The following is a 15,046-nucleotide window of genomic DNA, read 5'->3' as shown; positions in this document are numbered from 1 at the left end:
TCTATCTTGATTGAAGCACATATTTCATTTTGGGATTAAGAAAATAAAATGCATGCATATTTATAGTTAATTACCAACTAATAGTAAGTATTAAATCTATGTATCCGGCATCATTTGTGGATATTCCACCCATTTAAAACCATGCGCCTGAAAATCCCGAACATGGCTAAAGTCAGACCAGATCAGGCGGCTGCCTTTGGTCCATCTTAATAGTTTTATTCTGCGATGGACCAGCTCCAGTTCAGTTTCAGTTGCAGGTCGCAGTTCACTGATTTCCGCATATAAACGTACTCCTGGATAACTGCTAAATTTACCGCTCATTAAAGATTTTAGCCAAAATGACTGGCTACTATTTACTGCTTGAATACACGCTTTCGAACTATGTGGAAGGTTCTGTTTCAGGCTGGTACAGTAGCGGTCAAAGAAAAAGCCTGTGGGTTTATATTCATGTAAAAATAAAGTGCCGATGGGACTGCTTGTAGGAAATCCATCAGAGGTGATTGTAGATACCGAGCAGTGCATGGCAGCACGCTGGGCATCAGCAAAGACATTCCGGATCTTAAGCCAATCTTGAGGCTGAATATTTACCATCATAAGGTTATCTTCATTTTTTATTATTTTCATTAACATAGCATAGAGCATATATAAAATTGCCGAGACATTACGACTTACCATTCATCTCTATAGAAATTTTAAAATAAAAAAAGCGATTGAATCGCCCTTAAATGTTTTAGTGATGGCTTTAAATATTAACTATCATATTCCACATAATCCCAAAGATTTAAACGGGATTTAATTTCACGACGAATATTCGGTAATAAAGGCAACAGCGTGCCATCGATCCATAAACTCAAAGCTTGTGAAGATAGTAATTGTTGCTGCTCATCAACCAGTTTTGCACCTTTGACGACGACCAAAGTTTCTTCATTAACTTCAGTTTCTACACCTTTAAACAGCACCTGCAGATCATAGCCAGAATCCTGAATCAGCCATTCCAGTTCAATCTGGATATTTTCATTGGACTGGATGATAGCCTGACCTTCAATCACCTCTGTATCAGAAATACAGTCATGCTCTACACGGATTTTGGCGAGAAACCACTCCTGAGCGGATAATTCTTGAAGGGTTTTGTTTGGTGTAAGGATATCACTTAACTTAAACTGGCGGCTTAAATCAAAAAATTGCATGGGAGTGTGGCGAAAAAACTTCGCGAAAACTGGAAAAGTGTAATTTTAAGGCAATCTAGAGCTATGGTATAGATCATGACCGTATTGATCGAATAAACGTCTAAAACCTGCACGATTTTCAATTAATCCTAAAATTAACAATCTTTAAAATGAGATGGAAATTCAATTTCGTCATCTGTTTGTCATTACATTGCCCATTCAGCTGGGAAAGTCGTGACTAAATGCATCATAAAACGCTGGAATCGGGTTGTTTCAGGATCATGGGTAAATTTTAAAATTTTTCCGTCTTTCTGTTGGTCCAGCCAGATAATTTCCCCTTTATCATTCAGCTTAAGTTGATAAGCAATACGTGGCAGATATTTATCTAGTGAGGCTGCAATTTCATTTTGAAGCTTCTCTGATTCGATCACCAGTCCGACTTCAGTATTCAGGCGTGCTGAACGGGGATCAAAGTTAAAAGAGCCGATAAAGACTTTGCCATTCGCATTGAAAAACTTGGCATGCAGGCTGGAGCTGTTTTTATTTTTAGCTGGAATCACATTACCTGTCATTTTCTCATACCAGGTAGGTTCCCGACGTTCGATATAAGGTTTAAATTCCCAGATTTCTATACCATTTTTGAGTAATTGATTACGGTATTGCTGATAGTAGGCATGTACCACAGGCACATCATTCGCCAAAAATGAGTTGGTGACAACTCGAATTTTCAAGCCATTTCGGGCACGCTTGCTCAGATAATCCGTTCCCCATTGGGTGGGAACAAAATAGGAAGACACCAGGTCTAACTGATTTTTTGGTTCACCCATCAGATCTAACATCTGGGTATAGATGAAGTCTTCATCATTTATCGTGTGACGTGCTTTTCTGGGGGAATCGGCAACAAAGTGCGCACTGGCCCATTGCACAGGTTGTGACTGTAATTGTTTGGCAATTTGTTGCTCGGCAATATTGACGCGACGCTGGGTTTCCTTGGCATCCAAACGGGTTTGAGCAAATAATTTTCTTAATTCAACCAAATCATCCGGTTTAGACCTTTCCTCTAAGATCTGCTGGATATCATAACTCAGCGTATCATTCCAAAAGTCGATAAAAGACTGGTTGGCATCTGTGACCGCATTGCCAGCAAAGAAAATATCGACATCGGTAAACTGAAAATCATTGCTGGCTTCAAAATATTCACTACTGATATTGCGGCCACCGGTGACAGCCACACTGCCATCGGCAATGATCAATTTATTGTGCATACGGTGATTCACTTTCTTTAAACGCAGCCCATAATCTAGGGCGCGAAAGTGACGAAATTTATAAGGATTAAATAATTTGGTTTCGATATTAGGATGTTGGCTCAGCGCAAGCAGTTTATCATCCAGCTGGGTACCATTCTGGTCATCAATTAATAGCCGCACTTTAACTCCGCGATCAGCGGCATTCAGCAACTGGGACAATACCAGATTACCAATAAAATCATCGTTCCAGATATAATATTGCAAATCAAGATGATGCTTGGCGTGATTGATCAGGTGTAGTCGTGCTGCAATACTCATAAAACCGTCATATAGCGGCAAATAAGCGGTTAAACCTTCCTGAACATTTTCCCGGGCTTCGGTTTTTTGAATCCAGTGTTGGGATTGTACCGGTGTAATTTTTGCTTTAGTCGATATGTTTGGATCTAACTCACAGCCTGTCAAAAAAATGGATAAGCTAATAAAACTGATACAAAGTGTTTTAGTTCGGTGAGTCATTGAGTTTCCATTAATTATTTGGCTTTATTCTTCCCATATTAAAGATGTTAATGGTTGAATCTCAGAATAGAAAGAGGTTACTGTTAGTCATCTGTTAAATCAGCAAACAAAGGATAGTTTTAAATGAAATCACGTGCAGCGGTAGCGTTCGGTCCAGGCGAGCCATTACAGATCGTTGAAGTTGATGTCGCACCACCGAAAGCTGGCGAAGTTCTGGTAAAAATTAGCCATACGGGCGTGTGTCATACTGATGCTTTCACTTTATCTGGTGAAGATCCTGAAGGTGTATTCCCGGCAATTCTGGGCCATGAAGGTGCAGGTGTGGTGGTTGAAGTGGGTGAAGGTGTCACCAGCTTAAAACCGGGTGATCACGTGATTCCTCTATATACTGCTGAATGTGGTGAATGTCTGTTCTGTAAATCTGGCAAAACGAACCTGTGTGTTGCTGTACGTGCGACTCAGGGTAAAGGGGTAATGCCGGATGGTACCACGCGTTTCTCTTATAATGGCGAGCCAATTTACCATTACATGGGCTGTTCAACATTCTCTGAATATACCGTGGTTGCTGAAGTTTCTCTGGCGAAAATCAATCCGGAAGCAAATCATGAACACGTTTGCTTATTAGGCTGTGGTGTCACTACAGGTATTGGTGCAGTACATAACACAGCAAAAGTACAGGAAGGCGATACGGTTGCAGTATTCGGTCTGGGTGGTATCGGGTTGGCAGTGGTACAAGGTGCCCGTCAAGCCAAAGCCAGCCGTATTATTGCAGTAGATACCAATGCTGATAAATTTGAACTGGCAAAACAGTTCGGTGCAACCGACTTCTTAAATCCAAAAGACTATGACAAGCCAATTCAGCAAGTCATTGTGGAAATGACAGGCTGGGGTGTAGATCATTCATTTGAATGTATCGGTAATGTCGACGTAATGCGTTCTGCACTGGAATGTGCACACCGTGGCTGGGGTCAATCAGTCATTATTGGTGTCGCTGGTGCAGGTAAGGAAATTTCGACTCGTCCATTCCAGCTCGTGACTGGCCGTAAATGGATGGGGACTGCATTTGGTGGCGTAAAAGGTCGTTCACAATTGCCAGGAATGGTTGAGCAGGCTATGAAAGGTGATATCCAGCTGGAACCATTTGTAACCCATACCATGCCGCTTGAGCAGATTAACGAAGCATTTGATCTGATGCATGAAGGCAAGTCGATCCGTACAGTGATTCATTTTGACTAAGCGGATCAATTTTAAAAGACCGGTAAATACCGGTCTTTTTTATGTTTATTTATTTTAAGTTGGATACATTTGCCTCTTAAACCCTCACAGAGCTTAACTGAATCCGCACAAGCCTTCTAAAGTCATTTTGGCTCAGAGCTTTATAGTGGTGAAAGCATATTGATATGCGTTAAGAAAACCATTTTCAACAATAAGGATAAGCTCTATGTCGAATGATAATTTTGATCGTGATTTAATCAAGAATTCTCCAAAAGAAGTACGTGATGATTTAAATGCCGATCCAATTACTGGTGAACCGGGTGCGCATCCGGTAGGTACAGGTGTCGGTGCTGCAGGCGGTGCAGCTGCAGGTGCAGCAATTGGTTCTGCTGCTGGTCCGGTTGGAACTGCTGTCGGTGGCGTAGTCGGTGCAGTGGTTGGCGGGTTAGCGGGTCATGGTGTAGGTGAAGTGGTAAACCCAACCGAAGAAGAAGCATATTGGCGTGAAAATTCATTAAATACGCCTTATTATACTGAAGCACGTACAAGTTATAGCGATCTGGATTATGATCGTGATTATCATACGGCGTATCAGGTCGGTTATGAAAATCGTGCCCATTATGATGCTAACACCCGTTTTGAAGATGTCGAATCCGATTTAAGAATCAAATGGGAACAGGTAAAAGGCGAGTCGCGTCTGAACTGGGAGCAGGCTAAATATGCGATCCGCGATGCCTGGAACCGTGTTTCACGTTGATTCTGCTTTAATAATGAGTCACTGAATCTTGACAAGGTCTGAAGTAGCTTCAGATCTTGTCAAACTTTGGTATAGCTATGACAAATACGTGGATTGATAAATAAAAATAGCTACACTAATAAATATTTTTTTTACAATTTTTACTTGTCAAATACTGATATACCGCGTATTTTAAATTTCATATTCACATTTTTATAAATGACATAACATGCTCAAGCAACCTGTAAACTCAAACGCTTATTATTATTTCTGGCAGTTTAGATGATTGCCTGAATGCGTTCGGGCAAGTAAAAGGTTGCCCACCCAGTTTATACCTGATCGGCAACCCTGATCAGGTTTTTTTATGCTTGTTATATTTACTAATTTTGGAGACAGCCATGACTTATTTTAATTATTCATACTTTAGCAACTTTTATTGGTTCTACTTTAACCAGTTGATGAACCTTAGCACCCAGACACATAGACCCATAAAGCTCAAATAAAAGTTCGGACTGTATTGATCAGTCCAAAGGATGAAAGTCATGAATAGCGTTATTACATCACAACAACAGCAAACTGAAACTCTATTAAGCCTGCCGGCAGAACTGAAAGCACAATTGCCATTGTCTCCACAATTGGCTGAACAGATTGCCGGACAGCGACAAACCATACAGAACATTCTAGAGGGTAAAGATCACCGTCTGATGGTGATTACCGGACCATGCTCCATCCATGATGAAGCCTCGGCACTTGAATATGCAGAAAAATTAAAACAGTTACAGGCTCAAATTTCTGATCAGATTTTCCTGGTCATGCGTGCTTACATTGAAAAGCCTCGTACCACAGTCGGCTGGAAAGGTTTCCTATACGATCCTGTACTGGATGGTTCATCCAATATGCAGTTAGGTCTGCAAAAATCTCGCGAACTTTACCTGAAAATTATTGGCATGGGCTTACCGATTGCTTCGGAGATCCTTAGTCCAATGGCGACGGCATACTTCGATGATTTACTAGCTTGGGGTGCGATTGGTGCACGTACCAGTGAATCTCAGATCCACCGCGAAATTTCCAGCCATATGCCATACAGCATCGGTTTCAAAAATGGCACTGATGGTTCGATTCAGATTGCTTTAGATGCGATTCAGTCAGCTTCTCATCCGCATCAGTTCCTGGGCATGAGCCAATCGGGTTTACCATGTATTTTAAATTCCAAAGGTAATCCAAAAGCCCATCTGATTCTGCGTGGATCAAATAGTGGTCCGAACTACCAGTTATCTGAAATCGAGAAAATCAAAGCCAAACATTCAGCGGAATTGCCAGCATTAGTGATTGACTGTAGCCATGGCAACAGTTCCAAAAATCCGATGTTACAACCAGAGGTTTTAGAGCAGATCGTGGCAGAACGCTTACAGACCAATGTTCGCGGTGTGATGCTGGAAAGTCATCTGGTTGATGGCAATCAGAAAATTTCAAATGGTATGGTTTACGGACAGTCGGTTACAGATGGATGTCTGGGCTGGACAAAAACCGAACAACTGTTGTTAAATATGATAGATTCACTGCGACTGGAAGGTTTAAAGCGTAGTGCTTAAATTTACGGTCATGCCTTTCCTCAGACTGTTAGGGAAAGGCATGAGTGAATGCTACAGAGAGGAAGACTGCTGATAAAGTTTCGATCAGCACCTTTACTATGTTGAACATACAGAATAATAATCAATAAACATATATTTATAAAAACATCAGAAAATAAGTGATTTCACAATAACAATAATTTTTCAGGATCTGCATCAAACCGTTTTATATCGCGCGATGAACAGGATCTGAGGGAACTGGATATGTATACACCCGAATTGCTCGATGAAGCACGTAAATTTATGCACCATATGCTGACCAAAGTGGTTGAATATGGAGGTTCCGATCTTTTTATTACCGCAGATTTTCCACCAAGTATCAAACAGCAGGGCTTGATGAAACCTTTTGGTCAGCAAAAACTGGCAGCGGATAAAACCCGTTTGTTTGCCTATGCTTTAATGAATGAACGACAGATCAAGGAATTTGAATCAGTGATGGAATGCAATTTCGGTATCAGTGTACCGGGTGTATCACGCTTCCGGGTCAATGTCTTTCAGCAACAGCATAATGTTGGGATGGTAATCAGAACCATTACTACGGAGATTCCAAGCTTTCAGCAATTAGGACTACCAAACTCTTTGCAACAAGTGATTATGGAAAAACGTGGGCTGGTTCTGATTGTAGGTGCGACAGGTGTTGGTAAATCTACCACACTGGCAGCCATGATAGATCACCGCAATACCTATTCTGAAGGACATATTATTACCATAGAAGATCCGGTGGAATACGTCTATCAACATAAAAAGTCCATGATTACCCAACGTGAAATTGGCGTAGATTGTGTTTCCTGGCATAACGCGCTGATCAACACCATGCGTCAGGCCCCGGATGTAATCGTGATTGGTGAAATCCGGGATACCGAAAGTATGGAGCATGCGATTGCCTTTGCTGAATCCGGTCATCTGTGTTTGGCCACCCTGCATTCTAATAATGCCGATCAGGCTTTAGATCGAATTATTAATTTCTTTCCGGAAGAACGCCGCAATCAGTTATTAATGGATTTATCCGCCAATATGAAAGCTGTGATTTCGCAACGTTTGATCCGTACCGAGGATGGGCAAGGCCGTAGAGCTGCCGTTGAAATTTTATTGAATACGCCACTGGTGTCTGATTTTATCCGTAAAGGAGATTTTTACGAGTTGAAAACTATTATGGCGCGTTCGCGTGAACTCGGCATGCAGACCTTTGATCAGGCATTATTTGATTTGTATAACCAGGGAATTATTTCTTATGACGAAGCCTTGCGTAATGCAGATTCAAGTAATGAAATGCGTTTGCAGATCAAATTAAAGAGTAGTCGCATCAATCCCGCTCTTCAGGAAGAAGGAAGTAAAATGAGGATACTGGAACAGTCTAAGGAAACTACACTTTCCAGAATCTGACATACAACATTTTGCTGAAATCAAGCTGCATTCAAATGCAGTTAAGTTGGATGATAATTTTTCAGCGGTGGTTTAAAGCTCATAAAGCTTTAGCCACCAAGATTTTTAATTTAATTTCCTTATTTAAAAAAATATGTGGACGGATTCATTTCGATGAGTTCCCAATTTACTTTTCTAAAATCTGGACTCTAGTTTATCAATAGTTATAACTATTAGATTTTAATTTCATTAAGATCATTTCCCTTTATTTTTATTTTTCTTGAATCAGGTCACAAAATTATTTGAAAAAATTATCTTTATAAATCAAATGTGTTTGAGCCTTTTGAAAAAACGCTGCACAATAAAATCAAAATATATTGATATGGGTCTTTTTTTGAAGATTTATACCATTGTGCATTACAGAGGAAAATATGTTTACGGCAGAAGAGTTATTAGAAGAAGCACGTAAGTTTATGCATCATATGCTGACCAAGGTCGTTGAATATGGTGGTTCAGACTTGTTCATTACCGCAGACTTTCCTCCGAGTATCAAACATCAAGGATTAATGAAACCTTTTGGGCAACAGGAACTCACCCCAGAAAAAACCAAACTGTTTGCCTATGCACTGATGAACGAAAAGCAGCGTAAAGAATATGAAGCAGAACTAGAATGTAACTTTGCCATTACTGTACCGGGCGTTTCACGTTTCCGTGTCAACGTGTTCCAGCAGCAGCTCAATGTCGGCATGGTGATCCGGACCATCACTGCAGAAATTCCGAATTTCCAGAAGTTAAAATTACCAGAGTCACTCAAGCATGTGATTATGGAAAAGCGCGGTCTGGTACTCGTCGTGGGCGGTACAGGTTCAGGTAAGTCGACTTCGCTTGCTGCGATGATTGATTATCGTAATGAAAACTCAGCAGGCCATATCATTACCGTAGAAGACCCGGTGGAATATGTACATAAACATAAGAAGTCAATGATCACCCATCGCGAGGTCGGTGTAGATAGCCATTCCTGGCATAATGCCTTAAAAAATACCTTGCGTCAGGCACCCGATGTGATTCTGATTGGTGAAATCCGGGATACGGAAACCATGGAACATGCAATTGCCTTTGCCGAAACAGGGCATCTTTGTCTGGGGACGCTGCATTCCAACAATGCCAACCAGACGCTCGACCGGATTATTAACTTCTTCCCGGAAGAACGCCGTAATCAGTTATTGATGGATCTGTCTTCCAATATGAAAGCGATTGTCTCTCAGCGTTTGGTCCGTACTGAAGATGGCAAGGGGCGTCGTGCCGCGGTCGAAATTATGCTGAATACACCATTGGTATCAGATCTTATTCTGAAAGGTGATTTCCATGAATTAAAAGCAATTATGGGTAAATCACGTGAACTTGGTATGCAGACCTTTGATCAGGCATTATTTGATCTTTATAATGAAGGTGCGATTTCTTATGAAGAAGCATTGCGTAATGCTGATTCGACCAATGAACTTCGTCTGCAAATCAAACTGAAAAGTACGCGTGCTAATCCAGCCATGAATAACACGGCCACCGCATTTAGCATGGTGGAAGAGAAAAAGCCGGACAATGAAGCGGATGAAGATACCAGTAGCACAGAACAAAGCTCATAAATCTTAGGCGTTTAAACTAAAAACCGACATGAAATAGGGTCGGTTTTTATTACTGGATTAAGCTATAACAGTTGTACGTTGAACCACGAATTTAAAATACAGCAGGCTCAGAGCTGTTAGAGCGGCACAAATAATAAAGGCGAAGCTAAAGCTTTGCTTGGTAATCATCATCCCAACGACTAATGAGCCAATAGCAATGCCAATGTCGTAGCAGGTATAGAAAGTCGAAGTGGCATAGCCAATCCGATGCTTGGGAGCACGTTGAATGGCGAGAGTTTGCAAACAAGGTTGAGCACTGCCAAAACCTAATCCGATCAGTACGGCTGCCAACATAAATCCAGTCAGGTTATGAATCTGACTTAAAACCAATAGCCCCAGACTAAAGGTAAGAACCGCAGGATAAATTACATATTGTGGACCTTTACGATCATAAATTTTGCCAGTAATCGGGCGTAAGCTCATCATGGAAATGGCAAAAACCACAAAGAATAAGCCTGCGTACTGCATCAGATGAATTGAACTGGCAAAGGGGGCAATAAAGGACATGATGCTGGCATATGAGAAGGAAATCATCATGACCATTAAGGCAACGGTCAGGGATTTCTTCTCAACAAAATCACTTAAACCCAACTTGCTTTTTTCAGCTTCACTGTCTGGTTGTTTGACTTCTTGCACCGGAATTAGAAAGCAGAAGATATAACCGATAAAGATCATGGCTACCAGTACAGCAGTCACCATGGTATAGCTTAAATAAGGAATAAGACTTAGGCCAATGAGGGGGCCGAGTACAATTCCGAGATTTACCGACATGGCATAATAACCCATGCCTTCGCCTCGGCGACTATCCGAAATAAACTGGTTTACCACAGGAACACAAACTGTAGTGAGGATACTAAACCAGACCCCATGGAATAAACGCAGGATATATAAACTGGTCATATTGCTAATAAATAAATAGCCAAAAGCAATAAAACAGAACATCGTCGCCGAGATAATTAAAGTACGGCGCTGTCCCAGTTTTTCAATAATCAAACCACTAAATGGGCGGATCAAGATCGCAGAAACCATGAATAGCGTCAGGGTTAATCCGGCTTGGGTTACGCTGCCCCCAAGTTCTTTAAGAATATAAATCGGTAAAATCGTAGTTTGAGCAAAATAAAAAATAAACAAAAACAGATTATTTGCCAGACAAAGCAAAAAGGACTTTGTCCACAACGGCGTTACAGTTGCGTTCATCATGATCCAGAAATTTTAATGTGAGACGCTAGGCCAAAATTAGTATTTTTTTATGGAACATGCTGAATGCGATATTCAGCAACGAAGCGCGTCACGAAGACTATATGGGAGATTATGTGAATAATACAATAAAAAACGACAAATGTGGTGTCATTTTAATATGTAAAAGGTCTTAAAAAATCAGGTATAAAAAAATCAGCCCGCAGGCTGATTCTTAAAGCAGGTTAAATTAAAGCCCAGCTTCATATTCAGTATTGCTGAGCAGTTTTTCGACATCCGCGATATTATCTGGTTTGATTTTGTAAATCCAGCCTTTGCCATACGGGTCATCATTAATGAAATCCGGATCATCTTCCAGTGCCGGGTTAATTTCAACAACGATACCAGAAACAGGCGCATGGATATCTGACGCAGTTTTTACAGATTCGACAACACCTGCTTGCTGACCTGCAGTCACGTGTGAATCAAGATCTGGCGCTTCAACATAGACCAGGTCACCTAAAGCATCCTGTGCATGGTCAGAAATACCGGTCACCACAAGATCACCCTCAATGCGTACCCATTCATGTGTACTTGCGTACTTTAATTCTGAAGGATGATTCATTGATAACTCCTTAAATCGCTTAGGTTCATTTTTGACATAATTTATACATTCTTTTGCTGCAAAACAAAAGGCTTATAGATACGGATCTTTACGCCAGTTGCTTGGACTACGACCACTCCAGCGTTTAAAGGCACGACTGAAGTTGGCGACATCACTATAACCGAGTTCATCGGCAATCTGTTCCAGAGTGAAGTCTGTTCGTGAAAGCAGGGAAGTTGCATGACGATAACGTACTTCATCGACCAGTGTCGAGAAAGAAGTGCCTTCTGCGGCCAGCTGACGTTTCAAGGTGCGATCCGACATATGCAGACGGTCGGCGACTGCTTCAATACTAAGATAATGCTGTTCTGAATTGGTCAGAATATCCCGTACCCGCATGGCAATACGATGCCGTTCACCCAGTGCGGAAAGTTCTGCTTCACACTGGTTAATCGCAATCTGGCTGGCGATCGGATCGGCATGCACCAGTTTATTCATCAGATAGTTTTTATCGAAGCTAAGTAACAGATGTGGCTGTTCAAAACGGAACTGATGCGTAGGGAATTTCACCATAAAGCGTTCAAAACCTTCCGGCTTTTTAAAATCGAAATCGATTTCTCCGGTTGCATCGCTGATCCCGGTAATGGCTTTAGCCATACTGATCAGACCGATCATCAGGGCGATTGAAATTTCAGTACGCAGCGGTTCCATCTGAATATCAGTTTGTAGCTGTACTGTGGCCTTGACCCCAAAGGTCGAGAAGAACAGTTGCAGGAAGGGCAAACGCAACTGAATAAAACGGTTGGCCAGCACCAAAGCTTCGGTAATATTATTTGCCGTCATAATGGCATAGCCAATGAAGCCATGAATGGAAATACGCATCTGTGTGCCAAGGTGATAGCTCAAGGTCGGTTCACCAGTCAGCTTGAGTGCGTGTTTAACCATATCATTGGCAATGGCAGTTGGAATTCGGAACTCAGGATCTGCCAGCTGTTCGCTGGTTAGCCCAAAAGGTTTGAATAGCGACTCATCGTTATAGCCCCAGCGGGAGATAACGTCGAGAAGCAAAAGACCATAAACACCCGGGATGCCTTGGTCTTGGCGTGGAACAATCATCTTCATGCGCGATCCGTTGCACTCAGTCAAATTTTTTCTATTTATGTGCCCATATTGGCATGAACTAGCCAGTTTTATCTTTAAAATTGTTGGACAAAATGCTGAGCCTTACCCAGACACTTCAAGCAGATTAGCCTGAAATGTGGGTAAAAATCAAACTAAACTGCTGTAAATTCTCGCTTAAATACCAGAATATTTGTGGTTGAATTAAACAGAACCTGATCTTGCTGGTTCAAGGCCTGTGTTTCATAGCGAACGATGCCACGATCAGGTTTGCGTTTGGAAGGTTGAATATCAGTGATGGTCACAATCACCCGGATTTCATCATCAGGGCGGGTCGGGCAGGGCCAACGCACATGCGAATCCGCCCCAATCAGACCATAAGCAACCGGGAAACATTCGGTCCATAAACGCATGACCACCGCAGCAGTATGCCAGCCACTGGCGGCCAGACCCCGGAAGATCGGATGCTGTTCGGCCTGTTCCGCATCGACATGAAACGGCTGCGGGTCATAGGCATGAGCAAACTTTAGAATTTCGTCCTTACTCATGCGGTAAGAACGACTTTTAAACTCATCACCAATCTGCAGGTCTTCCAGATATAACATGTTCTATCCTTGTTTTTTTGTGTCGTGTTCCATTAAAAATCCGCCAGTCTGACGTTGCCACAGATGCGCATAAATTCCATTCAATGCCACCAGTTCATCATGTGTGCCTTGTTCAACAATCTTACCCTGATCCAGCACAATCAACCGGTCCATTTGCGCAATAGTAGAAAGACGGTGAGCAATCGCAATCACAGTTTTACCTTTCATCAGCTCATCCAGACTGCTCTGAATTGCTGCTTCAACTTCTGAATCCAGTGCACTGGTTGCTTCATCCAGAATCAGAATAGGTGCATCTTTCAGAAAGACACGGGCAATCGCAATACGCTGACGCTGACCACCAGACAGCTTGACGCCACGCTCGCCAACATAGGCCTCATAACCACGCTTACCGCGCATATCGCTTAGTTGCGGAATGAATTCCTCTGCCTCAGCTTTACGCACCGCCTCAAACATTTCTTCATCTGTCGCATTCGGACGGCCATATTTTATATTTTCAGCCACACTACGATGTAACAGTGAAGTGTCCTGTGTCACCATGGCAATATTCTTGCGCAGGCTATCTTGAGTCACATCTTCAATATTTTGTCCATCGATTAAAATACGACCTTGGTCAATACGATAGAAATTCAGCAATAGCTGAATCAGGGTAGATTTACCGGCACCAGAACGACCCACCACACCGATTTTTTCACCTGGTCGTATGGTCAGGTTCAAACCATCAATCACATTTTTGTCATTATAGGCAAAGCAAACATTATCAAATTTGATTTCACCCTGTTTCAGTTCCAGTTCTTTGGCATCCGGCTTGTCCTGAATCGAAATTGATTTACCCAGAGTTCCCATGCCGTCCTGAATGGTTCCGACATTTTCAAACAATTGCGAGGTTTGCCACATCAGGAATTCGGCAATACTGTTCAGTTTCAGTACCATCGCCGTAGTTGCAGCAATAATGCCGAGCTGAGCCTGACCTTCCATCCATAACCAGATCGCTGTCCCTAATACACCGCCATAGAGTACGAGGCTCAGTAGCAAAATACTGATTTCATACTGGGCACCCAGTCGCATCTGTTTATAAACCGTCACCATAAACTCTTGCATGGATGCTTTGGCATACTGGCTTTCACGGCCTGCATGAGCAAAAAGTTTAACGGTCTGAATATTGGTATAGGCATCGGTCACACGGCCAGTCATTACCGCACGGGCATCGGCCTGTTCATGTGAGATTTTGCTGAGACGGGGAATAAAATAGCTGGCAGCACAGATAAACAGCAGCAGCCACACCATCAGTGGAATAATCAGATAAGCAGAAATTGAACCGAGTACGATGTTAATGGTAATGAAATAAATCACTACATAGGCCAGCATATCGCCGAGAATGACCCAGAATTCACGGATCGCTAGTGAGGTCTGCATGACCTTGGCAGATAAACGACCGGCAAAGTCATTGTGGAAGAAATCTAGGCTTTGCTTGAGCAGCAGATTATGGAAACGCCAGCGCAAACGCATTGGGAAATTACTGTATAAAATCTGGTGCTTGATCAAGGACTGCGCACTGGCAAAGAAAATATTGGCCAGCAGGACTACAGTGAGTAAAGTCAGGTTGGCCGCATGTTGCTCCAAAAAGGTGTCTGGCTGACTTTGGCTGAGCCAATTGACCAGATCGCCAATTTTAGCATATAGCAAGGCCTCGAAACTGGCTGCACCGGCAGTACAAAGGACAAGAATCAACAGATAACGGCGTACGCCATAAGCCGCTTGCCAGACAAAAGGGAAAAAACTGGTGGGCAAGGGTTGGTTCAGATTTTTGGTGGGATAGGGATCTACCAGCCGTTCAAGCCATCGAAACATTAGTGTGCTCTTTTCTCATGCATTTTGCTTTTCACGGATTATAAAGGATTCTGTTTTTATAAGGCTGAATTAAGGTGAAATTGCCACAAAATGATTAACTAAATCAAACTTTAGGTTGCAAAGTTTAAAACCTAGAAAAGTT

13 protein-coding genes are annotated in these 15,046 nt (G+C 42.2%); 5 read left to right on the top strand and 8 right to left on the bottom strand.

What is annotated here, in order from left to right; all coding sequences use genetic code 11:
• Positions 1 to 96: 96 nt before the first annotated feature.
• The 3 genes from F899_RS09005 to F899_RS08995 form a co-directional block, all read right to left on the bottom strand.
• A complete protein-coding gene (locus F899_RS09005; protein ID WP_051005992.1) occupies positions 97 to 624 on the bottom strand; it encodes a hypothetical protein in 528 nt (175 codons plus the stop codon).
• A gap of 125 nt (positions 625 to 749) precedes the next feature.
• Entirely contained in the window at positions 750 to 1,187 is a 438-nt protein-coding gene (locus tag F899_RS09000; RefSeq protein WP_005222293.1) for a hypothetical protein, read from the bottom strand.
• Between the two features lie 185 nt (positions 1,188 to 1,372).
• Entirely contained in the window at positions 1,373 to 2,929 is a 1,557-nt protein-coding gene (locus F899_RS08995) for a phospholipase D-like domain-containing protein (protein ID WP_005222292.1), read from the bottom strand.
• A gap of 123 nt (positions 2,930 to 3,052) precedes the next feature.
• On the opposite strand from F899_RS08995, the gene F899_RS08990 reads away from it, so the two are divergent.
• The 5 genes from F899_RS08990 (at position 3,053) to F899_RS08970 (ending at position 9,513) form a co-directional block, all read left to right on the top strand.
• A complete protein-coding gene (locus F899_RS08990; protein WP_004895024.1) occupies positions 3,053 to 4,165 on the top strand; it encodes an S-(hydroxymethyl)glutathione dehydrogenase/class III alcohol dehydrogenase in 1,113 nt (370 codons plus the stop codon).
• A gap of 205 nt (positions 4,166 to 4,370) precedes the next feature.
• Positions 4,371 to 4,901, top strand: a complete 531-nt coding sequence (locus F899_RS08985) for a hypothetical protein (protein ID WP_005222291.1) — start codon at positions 4,371 to 4,373, stop codon at positions 4,899 to 4,901.
• A 521-nt stretch (positions 4,902 to 5,422) separates the two neighbouring features.
• Complete coding sequence (locus F899_RS08980) at positions 5,423 to 6,472, top strand: 3-deoxy-7-phosphoheptulonate synthase (RefSeq protein ID WP_005222290.1); 1,050 nt, start codon at positions 5,423 to 5,425, stop codon at positions 6,470 to 6,472.
• A 243-nt stretch (positions 6,473 to 6,715) separates the two neighbouring features.
• Positions 6,716 to 7,894: a PilT/PilU family type 4a pilus ATPase gene (locus F899_RS08975; RefSeq protein WP_005222289.1), complete on the top strand. Its 1,179-nt coding sequence runs from the start codon at positions 6,716 to 6,718 to the stop codon at positions 7,892 to 7,894.
• Positions 7,895 to 8,304: 410 nt separating this feature from the next.
• On the top strand, positions 8,305 to 9,513 hold the full coding sequence (locus tag F899_RS08970) for a PilT/PilU family type 4a pilus ATPase (RefSeq protein WP_005222287.1): 1,209 nt from the start codon (positions 8,305 to 8,307) through the stop codon (positions 9,511 to 9,513).
• A gap of 57 nt (positions 9,514 to 9,570) precedes the next feature.
• Here F899_RS08970 and F899_RS08965 read toward each other — a convergent pair whose 3' ends face one another.
• From F899_RS08965 to F899_RS08945, 5 genes are all read right to left on the bottom strand, one after another.
• Positions 9,571 to 10,749 carry an MFS transporter gene (locus F899_RS08965; RefSeq protein WP_005222285.1) on the bottom strand — a complete coding sequence of 393 codons (1,179 nt, stop codon included), beginning with the start codon at positions 10,747 to 10,749 and terminating at the stop codon, positions 9,571 to 9,573.
• Positions 10,750 to 10,978: 229 nt separating this feature from the next.
• Entirely contained in the window at positions 10,979 to 11,353 is a 375-nt protein-coding gene (gcvH, locus tag F899_RS08960) for a glycine cleavage system protein GcvH (protein WP_004809515.1), read from the bottom strand.
• A gap of 72 nt (positions 11,354 to 11,425) precedes the next feature.
• Complete coding sequence (locus F899_RS08955; RefSeq protein ID WP_005222283.1) at positions 11,426 to 12,454, bottom strand: AraC family transcriptional regulator; 1,029 nt, start codon at positions 12,452 to 12,454, stop codon at positions 11,426 to 11,428.
• Between the two features lie 152 nt (positions 12,455 to 12,606).
• Positions 12,607 to 13,056 carry a MaoC family dehydratase gene (locus F899_RS08950; protein ID WP_004895014.1) on the bottom strand — a complete coding sequence of 150 codons (450 nt, stop codon included), beginning with the start codon at positions 13,054 to 13,056 and terminating at the stop codon, positions 12,607 to 12,609.
• Positions 13,057 to 13,059: 3 nt separating this feature from the next.
• Positions 13,060 to 14,904 (bottom strand): ABC transporter ATP-binding protein, encoded by a 1,845-nt coding sequence (locus tag F899_RS08945; protein ID WP_005222282.1) that lies wholly within the window; start codon positions 14,902 to 14,904, stop codon positions 13,060 to 13,062.
• Positions 14,905 to 15,046: the final 142 nt, after the last annotated feature.

The sequence above is a fragment of the Acinetobacter sp. CIP 101934 genome (assembly GCF_000369585.1).
Classification (GTDB): domain Bacteria; phylum Pseudomonadota; class Gammaproteobacteria; order Pseudomonadales; family Moraxellaceae; genus Acinetobacter; species Acinetobacter schindleri.
This window is presented reverse-complemented; position numbering and strand designations above follow the sequence as displayed.